This window comes from Chitinophaga sp. NPDC101104 (genome assembly GCF_050277495.1).
GTDB lineage: Bacteria > Bacteroidota > Bacteroidia > Chitinophagales > Chitinophagaceae > Chitinophaga.
On sequence record NZ_JBNNSF010000002.1, the window covers coordinates 598622 to 618909 of the forward strand.

The following is a 20288-nucleotide window of genomic DNA, read 5'->3' on the forward strand; positions in this document are numbered from 1 at the left end:
TGATTAATGAATAATGATCTCGGTAGAATCCCCGTTTATCTCATATCGTTTGTTTAATGTAAAGCAAAGCACTTCTAGCACTTCGGTCAGCCGGTCATTGCGGAACCTCCCCGAGAAGGTCTCCTTGTTCGGGTCGAAATCCTGCAACGCTATCCGGATATTATATACCGCTTCCAGCTGGCGGACGGCCTCGGTGAGCGGCGTATTGTCGAATACGATTTCTTCTGCTTTCCAGGTGTGGAGCTCGGCTGCCCGGAATGTGCCGCGCTGCGGCGCTGCGGTGGCGCCCGGGCGGAGATCGAGCCGGTCGGATGGACCGAGCACGGCGATGAGCTCCGGTTTTTTACCGGCAACATATTCCACTTTCACTTTACCCTCTTCCAGCAAGACCTGCAAACTGTCTGGCCGGATGCTCACGCGGAACGACGTGCCCAGTGCAGTGATCAGGTATTTTCCCGCCAATACGCTGAAGGGCTTGCGGGGATCTTCGGCCACTTTGAAATAGGCGGTGCCTTCCAGCCGTATGAGGCGGCGATGGTTGCCGTAGCCATTTTCCAGTTCCACCAACGCGCCATGTTCCAGCAGCACAACGCTGCTGTCCGGCAATACAAGGTTCTTGCGGGCGTTCTGCGCGGCGGTTTCGATGACGGGCGCGATGGGCGCGTGTTTGGGCCGGTTGAGGAAAATCGCCGCGGCGATGAGGGCTGCCACGGATGCGGCCGCTGCGGCATAGGGGAGGTAACGCCGGCGACTGCGTGCAACAACCGGTGTGCCCAGGTAGGCATCGAGCCGGTCGAGGGCGGCTGATTTTTCTTTTTCACCACGCACCATCCAGCTGCCGATGTTGACCAGCTCGCGGGCTTCGGCGATCATGGGCGCTTTTTCGGGATGTTCCCCGAGATAGCGTTCCCAATACGCGGCATCGGCGCGGTCGGTACCGTGGCAGTAGTTGATGAAAGATGGTAGCGTGGCCAGTTTTGCAGCCGTAAATTCCCCCATGGAGCCTCTTTTGACAAGACAGAGGCAAAACCGGGACGGATTTACCACGCGGTTCGAAAATTTTTTTTTTCGGTGGATGGAAGATGGGGTCAGAGGAAGAACAAATGCTGGCTGCCCACCTGGCGGCGGAGCTGGGTGATGCCCCGGTGCATGAGGTTGTACACCGTGCGGAGACTGGTGTTTTTACGGGCGGCGATCTGTTCGGGGCTCATGCCGGCGAGGTACCGCATTTCGATCACCTCGCGCTGCGCTGGCGAAAGGTTGGCCAATGCCGCCTGCACGAGGGCGAACTGCGCGGAGAACGTTTCCGCTTCGGTTATATCGGATCCGGACTGATCGGCCAGGTTGTCGAGCCCGGAAGACTGCAATTCCTTTTCCCACCCTTCGGTCAAACGGCGTTTGAAGGACGTGAGCAGGTAGGCGGGGAGATTGGCGGGTTGGGATAGACGGGTGCGCCGTTCCCAGAGATAAATGAAGAAATCATGCAACGTATCCCTGACAAAGGCCTCTTCCCCTTTCAACCATTTACATCCCCACACGAACATCCGCGTGTAAAAATGGTCGTACAATTCCCGGAAGGCTGCTTTTTCCCCTTCGCAAAACCTGGCCCAGATGTGGCGCTCATCGAACATATGCAAGGATAAGACTTTGGTCTGCTGGTCTGTTTGTTTCCCCACAAGATAGGGAATTTCGTGTCCGGAAAAGGGGGAGGCAACACTTTTCGCCATATTCCGCAGGTGAGAAAGTGTATCCGATAACATCGGCACGATGGCCCCGGATCATAGTTATGGCCGCCGGAACGGAGGTTTTCTTACGCCAGGAATGAACATGATAAATATTAATTAATTGAAAAAATCAATCACGCATAATTTGAATGGAATGATTTGTTAATGGCTAAAAACTTATCTTGTTCATTTTGTTCATTTTGCATATCCTTCATCCATCTTTGTTCATTCTCCATTCACGACATCCCCGCAGCGGTATAATCGGTTATTTCGTATGACAGCGGGCGCTATAATCCCCGCGCAGCCGTATCCCGCCTATGAGGCCGTATCCTTCGAAATCATATTTTCTCCGCGCTTCACATTTCCTGGGCAAAATATTGCTGCTCATCTGGCTCGCCTGGCCGGCGATGGCCCGTGCGCAATGCACCCGGCAGGTCCGGCAATATGCCAGTTCATCCGAAAAGTCGGGCAACGTAACCAATGAAACCGACGCTGTTGGCGGGGACGTCACCACCTCGTCCACCCTTACGGCGGGATTGCTGACCCCTGCCAAACAATGGCTGGGTTTCCAGCAGAAGGTAAACGGAGGCACGCGCGTTTACCTGAAAGTGTCCACATTCAGCGGCTTTCTCGCCCTGTTGCCCAGTTTCACCATCCAGGGATATTACAACGGGCCAGGTGGCACCAAAGTCAATATCGCCACGGAAAAACTAGACGACCCGCAACTCCTCGGCCTCGTCAACGGTACCGCCACGATGGAACTGTCTTTCGTTCCCAGCCAGAATTTCGATGGGGTCGTGATCACCGTGAACGGCATCGGCGTGGCCTACAGCATGAAAGTCTACGAAGCCTATTACTATAAAAACACCAATAATTCAATCGCCTGCAACGGCGTTGTGGATGTATTAAGCGGCGTGATCCCGGCGCTCAATATCGTAGGCGTCGGTTCCGTGACGAATGAATGGAACGCCGTGGATGCGGACCTTACCAGCGCCGCGGTGCTCAATATGGGCGTGAACGCCGCCGGCAGCGTTTACGAGACCGTCGTTTTCAATGCGGCTTCGGTGCCGGGAGACTCCGTCCGCATCATGATCGAAAGGCAGGGCGGCTCCCTGCTCGACCTGTTGCTGCTGGGGAATTTCAGCATCCAGCCTTACCTGGGCAGCACGCCCGTAGGGTCGCCCATCACCAGCGCGGCCACCGGGCTGCAGCTGCGGCTCCTGGCGCCGGGGAGCCCCGTCAACATCCTCACCGCCGCCATCGCCGGATCGTTCGACCGGGTGGAGATCAAGCTCAGCGCCGTTGCCGGCGTGCTGCTCACCCTCAAACTGCTCGACGTTACCCGCGTTGCCCCGCAACCTTCTGTCGCCTTTACGCTCAACGGTTCCGCCGGGCCCAATCCCGTTTGCATCACGCAGGTGTCAGGCATTTCCTTGTCGGTGAATTCGCCGGAATCCTGCGCCACGTACCGCTGGTACAACGGCACCACCTTTATCGGTACGGGCAACAGCGTCACGCCGGTAATCACTACGCCCGGTAATTACACTTTCTACGTGGAAGCGCAGCGTACCGGCTGCACGAATTCCGAAACGCAGGCATCGGCAACGGTGAACGTAATGCCGAAAGCCGCATCGCCTGCATTAACTATTCAAAACAATCCCTGATCATATGAGCACACAACTCCGCAACTTTACATGGACATGCCTGATTTTCGCAGGATGCTTCCTCATGGCGAACAACGCCGCAGCGCAAACCAAGATCTCGACGCCGGCCGGGCTATTCAAAAACGGCGGCAATTATCTGCAGGGGACGTCCACCGATAATGGAAGCACCCTGTTCTGCACCGGGTCGTCCACGTTCACACTGGCGTCTACGACCACCGATCCGGAAAACAACCTGCCGTACACGAATTACACCTGGGAAGAAATGAATACCGACGGTACCACCTTCCAGCCCATGACCGCAGGCAGTGCGCCGAACAAGGCCAACGTTACCAATGCGTCTCCCGGGTGGCATATCTACCGGGTATCGGCCACCATCGGCGCGGCCACGGGTTGCGAGGCCGACCCTACCTATTTCACGGTGTATGTTTTGCCGCCGCTGAAAGTGACGCCCCGCGTCAATAAAACGGATGCGGAAGGCGTAAGCTATTGCTCCGAGAATGGCGCCCCCACTGGCCCCAATGCCTTCGTTTTTACCAGCGTCGTAGCATTCGACGCCACGCCGCGCACCATCACCGGTACCCAACTGCCGGCGCTGACCATAGACGATTTCGAGCTGCAGTACAGCTGGTCTAAAGTGGACGCTTCCAGCGTTAAAACCACCGTCGGGAACGCAGACAGCTATACGCTCACCGCCGCGGCCAACCCGGGCCACGCGGAAACCTATTCCGTTGCGCTCGACGTGAATTATGCTGCCAAAACCGCCTGCACCTATACTGCGCCTGCATTGTACAGCGGCACCAGCACCAACACCGTTGTCGTGAAAGAATACAAGAAAGCCGGCAAACCGACGATCAGCATCGAGTAACATGCGGCGGAAATCCCGCATATTGACCGCTTTCCTCACCGGGAGCGCAGCCGTAGCCATGGCACAATCCGGTCCGCCGACAAGGCCCGTAGACCCGGACAGGCCCGCCAGGCTCATCGCTGCCGCTTCCGGTGCCACGCGATACCAATGGTACCGGAATGGGCTCCCCATTGCGGGAGCTAACGGTGTCGCGCATACGACCGTTGAGCCAGGCACCTACACCGTCGTGGCTTTCAATGGCCCGGATGCCTGCGCCTCCGACCCCTCTGACCCCGTGGTCCTCACCGGGCCCACCGGGCCGCGGCAGCAGGGGACGGACATGTCCATCAGCAAATCGGCCGATGCACGCCAGTTGCTGGGCGGACAAAACGTTGCATACCTGCTCACCGTCACCAACAACGGTCCCGCCACCGCCACGGGTATCATTGTTACAGACGCCCTGCCCGCGGCGCTGTCGTTCGACAGGCTGCAGCCGCCCGCCAAAGGGACCGCGTCCTACCAATCCGGCCGGCACCAGGTAATCTGGGAAATCCCCATCCTGCCCGCACGCGAAAGCGCGACGCTCACCATCCTGGCGAAAGCCGGCAAAACCGGCCCGATCGAGAATACGGCTACGGTAACGGCATCGCAGCCAGACAGCGTGCCCGCCAACAACCGCGCCACGCACCTGCTCCAGGTGATGCCGCTGTTCATCCCCACCGCTTTTACAGCCAATGGCGACGGGCATAACGACCGTTTCCGTATCATCGGCCTGGAACGGTACCCAGACAATGAGTTGACGGTGTTCAACCGCTGGGGGAACGTCGTGTTCACGCAAAAGAATTACCAGCAGCGGTGGGATGCGCAGGGGCAGGAAGTGGGCACGTACGTGTACGTTCTGCGGGTGCGCGATGCTGCGGGAGAATGGCACCTGTTCAAAGGGAATGTTACGGTGCTGCGATAAGGTTGTCAGGCCATGACGGAGACCATAGACAGGGCGGTTTCACCCAGCGCCGGATCACCGGTGATCCCGACTTTGCCGTGCACATCGCCGGGGCGGAGGCTTTTCGAGAACAGCTTCCAGGCCGTATCGGGATCGATGGTGATGGTAGTTGCAGGCGTTCCGGAAGGGGGATCGGATAGCACCCATTTATCTGCAATGCGGAGCAGGTGCCAGCTGCCGCCGATGTCGGAAGAAATCGTCAGTTGTACGACGGTACCGGTTTCGGCCGGTGTGTTGCGGAAAGTATGGGGCAGCGCCAGCATGAAAATATCGATGAACGGATGGAAAAGTTCCCGGGTCATGAGGCCGGGCTTGTGCACCGCATCGCGGATCTGCTGCTGGTGGAGCCATTTTTCGGTGTATTCCCGCGCAATTTCCATCCAGTTCTTACTTTCGGTTTCGCCCGCCCATTCCACGCTCAGGAGCGACGGCCCGGAGGGCGGCAGTTGCTGGAGATAGTCGCAGAAGGGTTTTCCGGTCGTTTCCAGTAGAAATATCAGCATGGACGGGCTTACGCGCTTCATCGCCTTCACCCAATCCGCGTTCAGCCCGTTCAGGAAATCGAGGAGGTCTTGCCGGGATGGAATGTTGGCCTGTTCTCCGAAATACCCGTCCCGCAAAATGGATAAGATACGGATGTTACTGTCTAACAGGTGCGCCGCCACGTCTTTCACCTTCCACAATTTCGCCACCGTTTGCGCCTGCCATTCGTCTGGCGTGAGCGACCGCAGTAATTCAGAAAGTTTGGTATCGAGCACGGGCAACAGGTGTGCTACGTAGACGGGTTGTTGGATAGACATTGTTGGATGATTGAGCTGTGTTTCCGGATGAAATGCCCGGGAGGGCAACGGGAAACTAACGAATTTCCGGGAATTACGGCAATTGGGGAGCATTTCGCCGCAGTCGCAATTTACCCCGGTTTTGTCGCATCCTGCCACTGCGGAAGTCGGTTTTTACCACCAATTTTGTATGGTAAGTGGAGCAGCCACCACTGTAAAAAACGGGCGGCACCGAAAAGCCAAAAGAGTAGGGACCAAAAAACGAATGTATGTCAGGCAATACCGTAACATTACACCGCATGCTGAAAACCACGCCGGAGAAAGTTTTCCGCGCATTCACCGACGAACGGGCCATCGCTTCCTGGCTGCCCCCGTATGGTTTCCTTTGCACCGTGCACGAAATGAAAGCCGAAACAGGCGGCACCTTCCGGATGTCTTTCCACAATTTCTCAACGGGGAACAGCCATTCCTTCGGCGGCAAGTACCTGGAAATCAAGCCGAACGAATTGCTGAAATACACCGATCAGTTCGATGATCCCAACCTGCCCGGCGAAATGGTCACTACTGTGGTGCTGAAGAAAACCGTGGCCGGTACGGAAATCAATATCAAACAGGAAGGCATTCCCGCAGCCATCCCCGTGGAATTCTGCTACCTCGGCTGGCAGGAGTCGCTCGATAAACTGACCCGCCTCGTAGAGCCCGAGATCCCGGACGCTTGATCCGGAAAGACGGTCGGCGGATAAGCGGAATGACAGCGATGTTTTTCCGCTTTTTTTATTGCTGAAGTTTTCCCGTGGCGGGAAGCACCGGCGGCGGAACTTTCCGCCATTGCCGGTTGCGGCCTATCTGTAATTTGGAGGGAGATCATTACCTTGTCGGCGATTTATACACATCGGGATGAACTGCAGATTTATTTTCCTTTCCATTTTACTGTTGGCCACGCAAGCCGTTTGGGCGCAAAAAGCTTCCATTACCGGGACCGTCAACGACAAATCCGGCAACCGGCCGCTGGAATATGCCAGCGTTTCTTTGTTCAGGAACAGCGACTCCTCCCTGGTGGCCGGCAGCCTCACGGATGCGAAAGGGATTTTCGTGCTGGAAAAACTCGCTCCGGGCAATTACTATCTCCGGATATTGTTCATGGGATACACAACCCGTTTCGTGGGCAACGTCAGCGTATCGGCAGGCCAGCGGGTAGACCTGGGCGTTCTGTTGATGGACCCCGGAAGCGCCATGTTGAACCAGGTGAACGTAACAGGCACGCAGCAGAACGCCATCAACCGGATCGACAAGCAGGTGTACCGTGCAGGACAGTTCGAAGCGGCGAAAGGCGGCAACGCCATGGACGTCATGAAGAACCTCCCTTCCGTTTCGATGGATGGCGAAGGCGGCATCAGTGTACGCGGTTCCTCGAATTTTTTGGTGCTTATCAACGGGAAACCGGTGGTGACAGACGCCCGTACCGTGCTGAGCCAGCTTCCTGCCAATGCCATTGAGCACATCGAGCTGGTCACCGCGCCATCGGCAAAGTATGACCCGGACGGGAAGGGCGGCATCATCAATATCACGACGAAAAAGGGCGCTACCGACGGGCTTTCCATGGCTGCGAACCTTATGGGCGGGTTGCCCAGTACGGGCGATCATGGCAATAAGGAAAAACCGAAGCGTTTCGGCGGCGACCTCACCGTAAATTTCAAAAAAGGGAAATGGGACGTATCTGCAGGCGGTAACTACACCAGGAACGATAATGCGGGTTACCGGGAAGGGGATGTCTATACAAAAAATTTTACAACCGGAACGCTTACCCATTTCCCGTCGAACGGAGAACGGAGCTTCGACAAATACAACTATGCAGGCCGCGCATCCGCCACATTTTCGCCGGATTCGGCCAATACCGTTTCGGCTGGCGTTTTCGTCGGGAAACGGTACCAGGCCCGTTTGGCGGATATCCTGTACCATAATTCCGCGTCCCAGATCGGCAATGGGGAACTGGTGCGGGAAACCACGTATTTCAATTCGAACCTTCAGACCCGGTACGGGAATTTTTTCCTGGGAAATTTAGATTATACGCATACGTTCCGGAACAAATCCACCCTTTCGGCTTCCGCTTTATTCGAAAATGCCCGGCTCTACGGCAATACACGCAACAAAAACCTGGCATACCCGGAAACCGGCGAAGTTTTGCAGGAAGTGTACAATCCATATGAAAACCCTATCAAAGGGTACCGGCTCAAACTCGATCATGCGATCCCTATCGGAAAAGGTAAACTCGAAAGCGGATACCAGTTCCGGCACGACACGCAGGAAGGAACGTTCGGTTACTTCGTAACGCCCGCCACATCCCAACCGGATGCCGATCGCTTCCGCGGCTCCGCTTCCGCCGCCAACCGGATCCATTCAGTATACGCGCAATATTCGGGAAAGCGGGAAAAACTGGAATACCAGGGCGGACTGCGATATGAATATGCCGACAGAACGGTGTGGCTGTCTTACGACCCGGCGCCGCACCGGCTCGACCTCTCCAACCTTTTCCCTTCTGCCAGCCTGTTATACGCCATCAACAAGGATTGGAAGGTCAAGGCCGGTTACAGTAAACGGATCCAGCGTACGAACAACTATGAACTGAACCCCATCCCGGAACGGGAGCATTCCGAAACCCTTGAACAGGGAGATCCCGACCTGTTGCCTTCGTTTATCGACCTTGTGGAGCTGGGAGCGGTGCACAATTTCAAGAAAGGCTCGTTATTCGGGACGTTGTATTACCAGCACATTAAGAATCCCATCCAACGGGTCAACAGCGTATACGCCGATACCATTCTGAACCGGGTATTTACCAATGCCGAAGCGGCTACTGTTTTCGGGCTGGAAGCGGGTGCGAACCTGGAGCCGGTAAAATGGTGGAGCCTGTACATCGGCGGAAACGTGTATAACTACAAGATCAAAGGCGATCTCACGATCCTGGGCATTACTTCCTCCGTCAACAATAAAGACTGGGTATATTCCATCAATACGAATTCCAATTTCAAACTGGGCGACGGATGGAGCATGCAGGCCAATATCAACTACCTGTCTGTCAGGCCCACGGCGCAAGGCGAGGATTCGCGGTTCCTGGTGCCCAACGCCTCACTTAAAAAGTCGTTCTTCGACGGCCGTTTCTCCGCAACGCTGCAGTGGCAGAACATCGATCTTGGCATGCGGAAAACCCAGCGCCAGCGGATCACCACAAGCGGCCGGGATTTTTATACCACCACGAGTTATATTTACGAAACAGACGTGTTCCTCATCCATCTCGGGTATAACCTCAACCGGTTGAGCGGCAAATCCAAACTGCCGGCCAGCGAGATCGGGGATAAAGAATTCTAAAATTTATCGTAGCGTTTTTGCAAATTTCCGAAGGTCATCCGCCAGCAGTTCCGGCTGCTCCATGGCGGTGAAGTGCCCGCCTGCAGGCATTTGCGTCCATTGTTCGATGGCGAAGACCTTTTCCGCGTATTCGCGTGGCGCGGGCACGAGGTCTTTCGGGAAAATGGCCATCGCTGTGGGGATGTCGATTTTCCGGAAGGGAGATGGCGGCGCATGCATGGCCTGGTAGTATATCCCGAGCGCAGAAGGGATCGTTTGCGTAGCCCAGTAAATGGTAAGATTGGTCAACAGCTCGTCTTTCGTAAAACTGTTTTCCAGGTTGCCGTTACAGTCGCTCCAGGACTGGAATTTCTCGATGATCCACGCCGCCAGGCCCGCCGGAGAATCGGTCATCCCGTATGCGAGGGATTGCGGCTTGGTGCTCTGAATGGCCGCATACGCGCCTTCCTGCTGCTGCCATTGCTTCCCGCGGGAAAGGTAATCGGTTTCGGCCGGGCTCAGCTGCTCCTGTGGCATATTCAGCAAATGACGGAAGGGCACATCGGTGAGGTGGATCCCCTTCAACAGCTGCGGATGCTTCAGCGCGATCTGTTCTGTGATAGTACTGCCCCAATCGCCGCCATGGACGAGGAAGCTCGTATATCCCAGCTCTTCCGCCATCAGTTTCGCGAACAATCCGGCGATCCGCTCCGGGTGCATGCCGGGTTCGACGGGCTTGTCGGAAAATCCGAACCCGGGAATGGAAGGCACCACCACGTCGAACGAAAACCCGTCGGCATCGGCGCTGGTCAGCAGCGGGATGATTTTCAGGAACCGTACGAACGAATCGGGAAAACCGTGGATCAGCAAAACCGGTAAGCTGTTTTTCCCGGCTCCTTTCTGATGGATGAAGTGAATGCCGGAATCTGCTATCGTGGTTTTGAAATGGGAAAAAGTACGTAAATATGCCTCCTGTTTTTCCCAATCGAATTCATGCTGCCAATATTGACAGAGATACCGGAGGAAAGCTTCGCTCGCACCGTATTGCCAGCCCGCATCCGCCAGTTCTCCCGGCCAAATCGTTTTCGCCAGCCGGGATTTCAGGTCTTCCAGCACGGCAGGCGGAATATTGATTGGATAAGGTTGTGCCATCATGCAAGATTTAATTGCCAGGTAACCCCGAACCGGTCGCCGACCCAGCCAAACTGACGGCTGAACCCGTAATTGTTCAAGGGCATGTAAACCGACCCGTTTTCGGAGAGCTTCGTGAAAAGGGTCGTCAGTTCGTTTTCATCTTTACAATCGACCCAAATGGAAATTGCGGGCGTAAAGTTCCAGTTGTGCTTGACGAAGCTGTCGCTGCAACGGAAGGCTTTCCCGTTAAGCTCGAACGAAGCGGTCATGACAGACCCTTCTTTCCCCGGCCCTTCCTTCCCGTACCGATGGATGTCGATAACCTTCGAGTCGGCAAACAGGCTGATGTAGAAGTTCATGGCCGCTTCGGCGTTATTATCCTGGAAAGTGAGAAACGTGGATAACTGTGTTTTCATAGCAATGGCATTTGGATGTTGAAATGGTCCCGTTGAAGGCTGATGGCGGCATACAGCCGTTTATTCCATATTAAAAATAACGTTTTTCCGGAGGTTTCGCGCAACAGCATTATATTTGATAACGGTCCTGAAATGAAAAACCACCGGTGTCGCAAGGCGGGTAACTGTCTGGGCGATGCACGAACCTGCTGATTATGCTGTACAAAATTTACCTGTTAACCGGCATTATACTACTGCTCGTGTCGTTTTACCAATTAAAGCGGTCCCTCGATTTCATCGGCCGTGGCCAGCGGACTACCGGTACCGTCACTTCCCTGGAAGAAATTGATGGCGCATTTTCGCCGGTGTTCACCTTGAAAACGGGCGGGGACGCGCCGGTCCGCTATCACCATGCGGCGGCCAGCAATCCTTCGGCCTGGGCGATCGGGGAGGAGGCCATTTTCCTGTACGACCCTGCCGATCCGCAATCCGCGAAAATGCTGCAATATTTCTGGTTGTTCAACTGGGCGCTGCTGTACCTGGTGATCGCTTTGCCGTTGCTCATTTTCGGGATAGGGTATTTCTGGCTGCGGCCGTTGTTCCGGGCCCGGCGATCGGATAATTTTCAAATGCAATCAAACCGGGAAAGATGATCGTTTATTCCATATTCGTGATCGTGGGAATTTTGCTGTTGATCGCAGCCGTGGCGGCTTTGAAGCAAAGCCTCCGTTTTGTGAGGTCCGGCGAGCGGGCGGAGGGAACGGTTGTCCGCGTTGCTGAGCTCGAGGATGCGGACGGCAACCTGTATTACCCGGTTTTCGAGATACCCACGCGGGCGCAGGGAACGATCACTTACCGGCATGGCACTTCATCTTCGCCCGCCAATTGGGAAGTAGGGGAGAAAGCGATGTTTATTTTCGATCCTGCCCATCCGGAATCCGTGACGTTCCTGCGGTACTGGCGGGTGTTCGGCTGGCCGTTGGGATTGATGGCCGTGGCGGTGGACCTGCTGGTTGTTGGCGGGGGGTATTTTTTGCTGCGCGGATATTTTGGGGGATGATATACCTCCTTACCTTTGGATAAAACACCGGACCATGGCTCCCATTTCCCACGAAATCATGACTGCCGCGCAAGCTCCGCTGCTGGCGCAGATCGACCGATCGGAGGTCATAGACTTGCTGTACGAGATGCAAAACGGTGAATTGACGGCCAGGGAAACCTATATCGACTGCGCCTCCTGGGACGCGGATGCGCTCCGTGAACTGCAGGAGCGGTACATGGCTACGCTCGATGCAGGCGGGTTCGCTGCCGGCGCCTTCAGCAACGGTGTGCTGGTGGGGTTCGGCGTGCTGGGGCACACGTGGATCGGGGAGGCCGGCAACCAGTTGGCTGTGGAGCTGATGTATGTTTCGCGGGGATACCGGCGGCAGGGGATCGGTACGCAGATACTCGAACGGCTGGCCGGCGAAGCGCGGAAGCGGGGCGCTGCGTATTTGTATGTTTCGTCCACCGAAACCCGCTCTGCGGTTTCGTTTTACCGCCGTAACGGGAGCGCACTTGCCGGGAAGCCGGACGAGGCCCTTTTCAGCAGGGAACCGAAAGACATTCACATGATCATCCGCCTTTGAAGCTATTTCCTCCCGCCCAACTTGCGATGGTAGCAATTTTTAGATAATTTGGCAGCCCCCGCCCATGCATGTAAGCCAAACCAGGCGGCGTACGAACGGAAATGGATACCAGCAAAACCACCACCATACTGCAAACCAGGCCGCATTTCGTGATTCTCGACGGTCTTCGCGGCATCGCCTCCCTGGCCGTTGTGATTTTCCATTTCATGGAATGGGTATTCACAGATCCGGCGCAGAACTTTATCGGGCACGGGTTCCTGGCAGTGGATTTCTTCTTCTGTTTGTCCGGCTTCGTGATCGGGTATGCGTACGACGGCCGCATCGCCAAAATGGGCATATCCGAATTCTTCAAATCAAGGATCATCCGCTTGCATCCGCTCGTGATATTAGGGTCTGTACTGGGTTTGCTGGCGTTTCTGTTCGATCCGTTCGGCGGTCATCCCGAAACCTACGATACCGGTTTGATCGCTATGGTATTTATCTGTTCGATGCTCATGGTCCCGCTGCCGGTGATCGCCGACCGCGGTTTTAACCTTTTCAGTTTCAACGCGCCTTCCTGGTCGCTGTTTTGGGAATATGTTGCCAATATCGTGTACGCATTCGTATTATGCCGGCTCAAGCGCGTGTACATCATCATTTTGACAGTAATCGCCGCGGCGGGGATTTGCTGGGTCAGCTTCCGTGCCGGCAATTTGCTGGGCGGCTGGAGCGGCCCCACGTTCTGGGACGGTTGCGCGCGGATATCGTATTCCTTTTTGGCGGGACTCCTCATTTACCGCTCCAACTGGATCATCAAAAACAGGCTGGGATTCGCGGGCTTGTCCATCCTGCTGTCGCTGGCATTTCTCATGCCTTTCTCTTCGTGGAACTGGCTGTCCGAAGCACTGGTGGTGCTGTTTTACTTCCCGTTGCTGGTGGCGCTGGGCGCTGGCGCGAAGTTGCAACCGGGCCTGCAAAAGCTGTGCGATTTTTCCGGGAAGATCTCGTACCCGCTGTACATGACGCACTACGCCGCATTGTGGATGTTCGGGAATTATTACACGGAACACAAGCCCGAAGGGGCGCAGCTGGCGATGATCATCGTTGGTAGTGTGCTGTTGCTGGTCGCGTTTGCTTATTTCGTGATGCGGTACTACGATATCCCTGTGAGGAAATATTTGAACGACCGGCGCAAGGCACGCCTCGCGCGTCTGTAATCATCGGCCGTAAACTTATTAAGGCCATTTTACTGCATGCATTATTGTAGTTTTTTGAGTAACTTATTCCGAAATACCTCCTGATGCTCAAATACTTCCTGCTCCTCCTGTTTGTTCCGTGTTGCGTTTCGGCGCAATCCAAATTGCAAAAGTTTGAGTTGACCGGAAATCTGACCGGGTTCGAAGAAGGAACTGTTTTTTACCTCGCGAGCCTGGGCAAGGCGCCATTCCTGGATTCGGCCCGTATACAAAACGGGGTGGTGCATTTTAAAGGGGAGATCGGCGAACCCACGGTCTTCAGGATCCGCACAAAAGCATGGCAATACCGGTCTATCTGGATAGAAAGCGGCCATATCAGATTCTCCGGAGATATTTCGGATTTGGCGAAAGGGGCCGTTTTTCATTCAAAAGTAAATGCGCAGGCAAAGGTGATCGACGATGTGCTGAGCCCTTTGTATGCCCGGGAAGAGGCCTTGTTCGCCGGCGTGGAAAAGGAAAAGCAGGAGGAGAGAAGGACGGTGTTGATCGCCCGTGTTGCAGCTTTGTCGGACTCCATCAAGCAGATCCGCATCCGGCAGGTCTTTTCGCTGGAACCTTCTTATCCTCTGATGCAGGAGCTTTACTTCCTGCGGAATGCCATGTCCAAAGACAGTATCCGGCTTGCGCTGAAAAGATTTCCCGAAAGCATCGGCAAGAGCGGCAATGGTGAGGTGCTGAAGAATTTCGCATCTACCCATACCCTCAAAACAGGCATGAAAGCCCCCGAAATTACCGGGAAAACGCTGGATGGGAAAAGCGTGCGCTTAAGTGATTTGAAAGGCAAACTGGTGCTGCTGGACTTCTGGGCCGGATGGTGCGGCCCCTGCCGCCAGAGCAACAAGCAATTGCAAAGCCTGTATCAAGCCTACAAAGCAAAGGGCTTCGAGATATTCTCTTACAACCTCGATACGAAGCGGGAAGATTGGGACAACGCATCAAAAACCGACGGGATCAGCTGGATAAATGTATCAGCACTTTCGGGGATGTACGGTCCTGTAGCGATTGCGTACAACATCCAGGGCTTGCCGCGTGCGTTCCTGATCGGGAAAGACGGCCTTATCCTGGAAATCATCAGCGGATATTCGGAGCAGCATCATGATTTGATGATGCGGTACCTGAACGCATTGTAGAGCGCGCTTCTTTATTGGATGTTCCCGCCCACCGGCAGCCCGCTTGGCACGGACGCGGGCACCTTTTTGTCGTAGTTGGGATCGTTCAGCGTATTGAGGAATTCCACGATAGTATTAATGTCTTTGAACTCCAACCGCACCGCCGCGGCCAATGGATCGAGCTGTGAGCGGTCTACCTGCGGGTTACGCAACGGTTTGCCGTGGAGGTCTTCGTAGAAAAACAGCACTTCGTTGAGGGTCTGCAGCTTTCCGCTATGCAGGTAAGGCCGGGTGAACCGGAGGTTGCGGAGCGTGGGCGTACGGAAACCATAGCTGCGTTGAAACCCGGAATCGGGTGCCGGCAGTTTTTCGTTGTCGGGAGCGCCCAGTACATGGGGCTTGAAGTCTGAAAGCATGGGCCCGCTATGACAGCGGGCGCAGCCGGATTGGATAAAGAGCTGCATACCTTCCACTTCGCGTTGGGAAAGCGCTGTGCGGTCGCCGCGCATGTACTGGTCGAACCGTGAATTCACGGCCGTCAGCGATCGCTGGAATGCGCCGAGGGCTTTGGTGATGTCGGTGAGCGTGATGTCTTTGCTTTCGGGGAACGCCGTTTTGAAAAGCCGCCGGTATCGAGGGATCCCGTTGATGCGCTGTATCACTTCTTCCGCAATCTGATCTTCACTGAAATCATGCCCGCGCATTTCTTCAAAAGTCTTTACCGGCATGGCGGCCTGTTCTTCGAGGCCTTTTGCGCGGAGGTCCCAGAACATGGGGGCTTCTTCCGGCGTATATTTCCCGTCGGGCCCGATGCCGTTGAAGGCCGTATTGAGGAGCGATTGGGAATTGCGTTTCGTGAAAGGGATGTGGTTGCCATCCCTGAAGCGCCGTTTTTCTCCCAGCCCGTTCCCGTTGACGCCGATCGACAGGTCGATGCTTTCCGCATACCCGAAATCTGGATGATGGCAGGTGGCACAGGCCACGTCTTTGCCGCCTGAAAGTACGGGATCGTAGAACAGGAGCCTGCCCAGCTCCACTTTTTCGGTGGTGGACGGGTTGTCGGCGGGCGAGCGGTAGGAGAGCGGCAGCGCATCGATGGTCCCCAGGCCGGGGAGCGCTCGTTTTTCGGCCACGGCGGTTTGGCCGGCGGGTTTGTCGGGCGAATGGCAGGCGTTGACGGTTACAACGCCGGCGAGCAGCATAATGGCATAACGGGGGCCTGGGCGCATAGGTTGCTTATCAGTTTGTAGCGGTCAAGATAATAAATAACGAGGAAAATATCTTTTATTTTCGGGAGTGGAAAACTGGCAGGTAGCCGGGATATAGCTGATCAGGTCACTCCAGCAGGGAGCCCGCGATCCTTTTGATATTCACCACCGTTTCATCGTCTTTTTTGACTGGCATGGCAACGATCCACCTGGCCGTTTCGCGGGCTTTTTCGGGGAAACCGGCTTTGAGATACAAGTCCATCAGGTTTTTCCGGTAAGTAAACTTATAAGGCACGAAATAGGCCAATGCGGCAGCGTTGGAGATGGCTGCTTGCATGTTCCCTCGGCTTTCATATGCCTGCGTCAGGGCGTTCAGCACGGCGACAGTGATCAGTCTGCTTTTACTTTCCTCCAATATTTCCACCGCCCTTTCATCCTGTTGGGAGAGTAGCAGGATGCCATAGTCGAGCAGGAAATGCGGGTTGTATGTCAACGCCGGGTAAAGCCGGTCGTAGGCGGCAACACGTTCTTTTTCAGTAATCATGACATCTTCCTGCAAACCATTCCAATGTTTCACAACCCGGTAGGTGTTTGTGGAAACGATCGTTACCGCCGGCAGCAAGGCGGCCAGGCCGAATTTCCCCCATCGCAAGCCCGGCAAATTGCATCTCCGGAATGTAAGCGGGGCGAGACCGGCCATGATCGCCGATACCAATACAAGGATCGCGTTCACATGCAGGGGATAGGAGAACAGGCTCATCACCAGCAGGATCAGCAGTGTGGATTGCAATTGGCGGGGAAGCAGCGCCTGCTGTTCGTGTTGACGGGATATCAGGCGCCAAATACCATACAACAGTACCGCGAGCCCCGGCAGCCCGGTTTCCGTCAGCCATTGCAACGGCTCGTTATAGGCGACATACACCTCATCCGCCGACAATACTTCCGATATCGCCGGCACGGGCAGCGATTCGAAATAACTAATCTGCCACGATGGATAAGCAACGGGAAACCGGCCATATCCGATTCCCGTCCAGATATATTCCTGCCAGTGCCCCAAAGAGATTTTCCAGATGATAAACCGCCCGAAAGCGGAGCCCGGCTTCAGGAAAATGAGCCCTGCTGCGAGTAAGAGCAGCACCACGACACCTGCCAACAAGATCCTCTTCCTGTGCTTCCGGCAAAAGGGGACATCCATCATCAGCAGGATACCATAACATGCCGCACCGATCATCGCCGCCCGCGACTGTACGATCAATACCAGTACTCCCGCTGCGGCAATGACCACCGCCTGTATCCCCCATTTTGCCTGCCCGTTTTTTATGTTGGCGGATACCCAATAGTGGACGAGCGGGAAATGCAGCACCAGGTAAATGGCGTACATCCCCGAATTTTCCAGGTGCCCCGTGATCAGCAGGGGCAAACGCCCGGAGCCAAAGTGGGTGAACAGCAAAGTGTATCCAAAACTTAACTCGATGAGGAAAAACAGGAGGATGATGGGAACGATGACTTTGCGAAATGCGGATTGTCCACCGAGCCTGAGCAACAGGTAAACCGACAACGCGCAAAAAGTGTTGACCCAAACTTCGTTATGCAGGTTATACCATCCGCTACCGGTTACAATCAGCACCTCGGAAACAACGAGCACTAACATCACAAGGCCATCCACGGTCACGTATTCCGGTCTCGCATGCCTGACCGCCTTATAAACTGCGAATAAAGCCGTTAAACCGGCGATGACCGGCAGCGCGAGGTAATGCCCGCCCTCCGGTATCTGCTGGTAGTTGAAAGAAAAAGTGTATTTATACAAAGCATAAAACATGCAGAGCATAAATACACTGGCAACGTATCCCAATTCCAGGGCTGCGATCAGTTTCCGGTTCAATTTCGGGAGTATTAGGATGGCTTCCGGTGGCGGAGGGCGAATTCCTCGACAACTTTGCCTTTCTCGCGGTCGAAGTAGATGTAAGGCATGATATAGGCGAAGCGCTGGTTGCCGGCGAGGCAAACGTCCAGCATCGGATAATGTTTACCGTCGATGATATAACCTACCACGTAACGTTGGGCCCAGTCGGCCTGATCGGCCGGTTTGTTTTTCGGGTAACGGTCGTAGTAATACCCGGCCGGCATGGCGAACACAGAATCTGCCGGCACCTGGTCGATGCTTTTATCGATGCCGTACAGCGCCTGGTACTGGATCCGTACGTCTACATCTCTTTCGCCGAGTTTCCGGGCCATGGCGGCATTGTCGAAATAAGATGCGAGCACCTTGTCGTACAGCGGCGCTTTGGAGGGCTGGAGGTTTTCTTCGGGCAGCCGGAGATCTGTAGGCGCGTCTTTCAGGAAGCGGTACAACTGGTGGATGGGGGCTTTCGCGTCATCCTGGCTATACCCTTCGAACCGGATCTGCGCCATCGCCGCCTTTCCGGCGGTCATCAACAGGATACAGGCGATGAGGAATTTGTTGGGTGTTTTCATAGTTTGAAAATTAGGTGATCAATTGCCTCTCCATTCCCATAGCCAACCATAAACAGCCGGGCTGAACACGATGAACAAGACCATGGGCAGGGTCAGCGCACAAAAATGGACGATGATGGCCGGTCGGGATAAGGTTTTGCGGCGCGCCGCGATCCACATCGTTCCCGCAACGAAATGGACGAGCATGCAGCCTGCCATGAGCAGGCCATGCCCGGTAGGGTTTGGGGATTTTTCGAAGATGAACTTCAACGACGTTGCCGCGAAATACACCCCGAAAATCCCCAAATGGATCATGAATATCCGTAGTCCTTTCTTCACAAGCGTTTTATTTAGTTACACTCTCCGCCGCTTGTTCCGCCATTGGCGTCCACACCCACCGTAATGTACGGGGCCATGGAGCCGCCGGCCGTTTTCAGCTGGTTCAGCGCCTTGTACAATCCGCCGGGCGTTGTTTTGTAATTGACACCTGCCGGTGCCACATGGTCGGGGATGCTCAGCGGGCTGAAACCGGGGACCGATACGGAGTTGAAAATATCGACGGCGTAGTCTGTGCAATTATAATCATTCAGATCATATGAATTAGCGGATTTTGTCAATGCCGTAGACGTGGCGTTGTTGAATTGCGCCTCGGTCATACTGGGGATGGTGATCTTCGCATTGTATTCGTGCGAGGCGTCGTTCACGATTTTGCTGGTCACGTTATCGAAGGTGATGCTTTTGAGGCCGTTTGCGGGATAGAAGCCGAAGGTCTGGCTGACGGTTGTGGAGCCGTTGGTTTTCGTCAGCGTTACGAACGCATGGCCGGGATTGGTGCCATAGAGCACGGTGCTGGGATTGCCGTCTTCCGGGATGTCGGTATAGACGGTCATGGAATAGGTGGTGCTGGCGTTGGTGGGCACGTTGCCGAAGCAGTTGATACGTTTGTTGAGATCAATGCTGGGGCCGCTGAGGATTTCCACGGGAGCCAGTTCCACTACTGCGGAAGAACTGCCGCCGCCACCGCCGCCGCCATATCCGTAGATATAGGGATCGGTAGTTTGATAGGTGTAGGTGTAAGACGGGTTTTGGTTGAAGTAATAGAACAGGCTGAAATAGCTTACGGAGTAATTGTTGTAGTACCCGACTACCGTTACTTCCGGGAGCCAAATCCCTTCTTCGGAATCCGGACCGGAAATCCTCGCGCCGGTGGATGTTTTCAGGCGTTCGCCATTGGGACCGTACCGCAATACGGTCGTTTTCGATTTTCCGTTGACGGTGCTGTTGACTTTTGTAACGCGGCCTTCCGTGAAGGAAACGTCCGAGCGTTTGTCCCCGGAAAAGGAACGGGTAGCGAGCGTACCGTTTTTGCTGGCGCTTGCATTCAGTTCGGATACATCCACCCAGTTGCCGGTAAGGCCCGTGGCGGTTTTGCCGACTACGGCGAACTGCTTGCCGTCTTTCCCTTTCACATTGAAGCGTACGCCGATCACTTCTGTTTCATTCTTTTTCATGAGGGAATAACCCTGGAGGTCCAACGATTCGAACTCCGACGCGGAAACCTGCCCCCTCAGGAAATTCGCCGCTTCGCTTACGAACGGGTCTTTAAAGGATTCGGGGGTGAACGGGGCTTCGTTCTTTGTACAGGCGAAGTAGGTGACCAGTACGAGTGCGATTAATGGTAACAATACAAATTTCTTCATAATTGAGGTTTTGGCAAAAGTATAGTCGGGAAGGGGTTGAAATATTTGATAAAAATCAATATTTCAACG

20 protein-coding genes are annotated in these 20288 nt (G+C 55.0%); 10 read left to right on the forward strand and 10 right to left on the reverse strand.

The window, feature by feature from the left end; translation table 11 throughout:
- Positions 1–3: 3 nt before the first annotated feature.
- Together ACQKLP_RS21095 and ACQKLP_RS21100 are read right to left on the reverse strand one after the other, a co-directional pair.
- Positions 4–999: a FecR family protein gene (locus ACQKLP_RS21095; RefSeq protein ID WP_427324938.1), complete on the reverse strand. Its 996-nt coding sequence runs from the start codon at positions 997–999 to the stop codon at positions 4–6.
- An 89-nt stretch (positions 1000–1088) separates the two neighbouring features.
- Positions 1089–1676 (reverse strand): RNA polymerase sigma factor, encoded by a 588-nt coding sequence (locus ACQKLP_RS21100; RefSeq protein ID WP_427324939.1) that lies wholly within the window; start codon positions 1674–1676, stop codon positions 1089–1091.
- A gap of 365 nt (positions 1677–2041) precedes the next feature.
- Here ACQKLP_RS21100 and ACQKLP_RS21105 point away from each other — a divergent pair, with 365 nt between their 5' ends.
- From ACQKLP_RS21105 to ACQKLP_RS21115, 3 genes are read left to right on the forward strand one after another with little or no spacing between them, the layout of a single operon-like run.
- Complete coding sequence (locus tag ACQKLP_RS21105; RefSeq protein ID WP_427324940.1) at positions 2042–3388, forward strand: immunoglobulin domain-containing protein; 1347 nt, start codon at positions 2042–2044, stop codon at positions 3386–3388.
- A gap of 4 nt (positions 3389–3392) precedes the next feature.
- Positions 3393–4253: a hypothetical protein gene (locus ACQKLP_RS21110; RefSeq protein WP_427324941.1), complete on the forward strand. Its 861-nt coding sequence runs from the start codon at positions 3393–3395 to the stop codon at positions 4251–4253.
- 22 nt (positions 4254–4275) lie between these two features.
- Complete coding sequence (locus ACQKLP_RS21115; protein WP_427324942.1) at positions 4276–5196, forward strand: gliding motility-associated C-terminal domain-containing protein; 921 nt, start codon at positions 4276–4278, stop codon at positions 5194–5196.
- A gap of 5 nt (positions 5197–5201) precedes the next feature.
- On the opposite strand, the gene ACQKLP_RS21120 is transcribed toward ACQKLP_RS21115, so the two are convergent.
- Entirely contained in the window at positions 5202–6035 is an 834-nt protein-coding gene (locus tag ACQKLP_RS21120; RefSeq protein ID WP_427324943.1) for a maleylpyruvate isomerase family mycothiol-dependent enzyme, read from the reverse strand.
- A gap of 248 nt (positions 6036–6283) precedes the next feature.
- Here ACQKLP_RS21120 and ACQKLP_RS21125 point away from each other — a divergent pair, with 248 nt between their 5' ends.
- Both ACQKLP_RS21125 and ACQKLP_RS21130 read left to right on the forward strand, forming a co-directional pair.
- Positions 6284–6733 carry an SRPBCC family protein gene (locus ACQKLP_RS21125; RefSeq protein ID WP_427324944.1) on the forward strand — a complete coding sequence of 150 codons (450 nt, stop codon included), beginning with the start codon at positions 6284–6286 and terminating at the stop codon, positions 6731–6733.
- 178 nt (positions 6734–6911) lie between these two features.
- Positions 6912–9377 carry a TonB-dependent receptor domain-containing protein gene (locus ACQKLP_RS21130; protein ID WP_427324945.1) on the forward strand — a complete coding sequence of 822 codons (2466 nt, stop codon included), beginning with the start codon at positions 6912–6914 and terminating at the stop codon, positions 9375–9377.
- A 3-nt stretch (positions 9378–9380) separates the two neighbouring features.
- Here the strand turns inward: ACQKLP_RS21130 and ACQKLP_RS21135 are convergent, their stop codons facing one another.
- Both ACQKLP_RS21135 and ACQKLP_RS21140 read right to left on the reverse strand, forming a co-directional pair.
- The gene (locus tag ACQKLP_RS21135; protein ID WP_427324946.1) at positions 9381–10511 is read right to left on the reverse strand and encodes an epoxide hydrolase family protein; all 1131 of its coding nucleotides are present in this window, start codon (positions 10509–10511) and stop codon (positions 9381–9383) included.
- Positions 10508–10906 carry a VOC family protein gene (locus ACQKLP_RS21140; RefSeq protein WP_427324947.1) on the reverse strand — a complete coding sequence of 133 codons (399 nt, stop codon included), beginning with the start codon at positions 10904–10906 and terminating at the stop codon, positions 10508–10510. The genes ACQKLP_RS21135 and ACQKLP_RS21140 overlap by 4 nt, the downstream gene beginning before the upstream one ends.
- 194 nt (positions 10907–11100) lie before the next feature.
- Here ACQKLP_RS21140 and ACQKLP_RS21145 point away from each other — a divergent pair, with 194 nt between their 5' ends.
- From ACQKLP_RS21145 to ACQKLP_RS21165, 5 genes are all read left to right on the forward strand, one after another.
- A complete protein-coding gene (locus ACQKLP_RS21145; protein ID WP_427324948.1) occupies positions 11101–11538 on the forward strand; it encodes a DUF3592 domain-containing protein in 438 nt (145 codons plus the stop codon).
- Positions 11535–11945 (forward strand): DUF3592 domain-containing protein, encoded by a 411-nt coding sequence (locus ACQKLP_RS21150; protein WP_427324949.1) that lies wholly within the window; start codon positions 11535–11537, stop codon positions 11943–11945. Before ACQKLP_RS21145 ends, ACQKLP_RS21150 begins: the two co-directional genes overlap by 4 nt.
- Positions 11946–11979: 34 nt before the next feature.
- On the forward strand, positions 11980–12513 hold the full coding sequence (locus ACQKLP_RS21155) for a GNAT family N-acetyltransferase (protein WP_427324950.1): 534 nt from the start codon (positions 11980–11982) through the stop codon (positions 12511–12513).
- Positions 12514–12614: 101 nt separating this feature from the next.
- Positions 12615–13709: an acyltransferase family protein gene (locus ACQKLP_RS21160; RefSeq protein ID WP_427324951.1), complete on the forward strand. Its 1095-nt coding sequence runs from the start codon at positions 12615–12617 to the stop codon at positions 13707–13709.
- Between the two features lie 158 nt (positions 13710–13867).
- Positions 13868–14878 carry a redoxin domain-containing protein gene (locus ACQKLP_RS21165; protein ID WP_427324952.1) on the forward strand — a complete coding sequence of 337 codons (1011 nt, stop codon included), beginning with the start codon at positions 13868–13870 and terminating at the stop codon, positions 14876–14878.
- 11 nt (positions 14879–14889) lie between these two features.
- Here the strand turns inward: ACQKLP_RS21165 and ACQKLP_RS21170 are convergent, their stop codons facing one another.
- The 5 genes from ACQKLP_RS21170 to ACQKLP_RS21190 all read right to left on the reverse strand — a co-directional run bounded on the left by ACQKLP_RS21170 (position 14890) and on the right by ACQKLP_RS21190 (position 20219).
- Positions 14890–16086: a cytochrome-c peroxidase gene (locus tag ACQKLP_RS21170; RefSeq protein WP_427324953.1), complete on the reverse strand. Its 1197-nt coding sequence runs from the start codon at positions 16084–16086 to the stop codon at positions 14890–14892.
- 106 nt (positions 16087–16192) lie between these two features.
- Complete coding sequence (locus tag ACQKLP_RS21175; RefSeq protein ID WP_427324955.1) at positions 16193–17947, reverse strand: O-antigen ligase family protein; 1755 nt, start codon at positions 17945–17947, stop codon at positions 16193–16195.
- An 11-nt stretch (positions 17948–17958) separates the two neighbouring features.
- On the reverse strand, positions 17959–18540 hold the full coding sequence (locus tag ACQKLP_RS21180) for a hypothetical protein (protein WP_427324956.1): 582 nt from the start codon (positions 18538–18540) through the stop codon (positions 17959–17961).
- 18 nt (positions 18541–18558) lie between these two features.
- On the reverse strand, positions 18559–18858 hold the full coding sequence (locus tag ACQKLP_RS21185; protein WP_427324957.1) for a hypothetical protein: 300 nt from the start codon (positions 18856–18858) through the stop codon (positions 18559–18561).
- Between the two features lie 11 nt (positions 18859–18869).
- Complete coding sequence (locus ACQKLP_RS21190; RefSeq protein WP_427324958.1) at positions 18870–20219, reverse strand: hypothetical protein; 1350 nt, start codon at positions 20217–20219, stop codon at positions 18870–18872.
- Positions 20220–20288 lie beyond the last annotated feature (69 nt).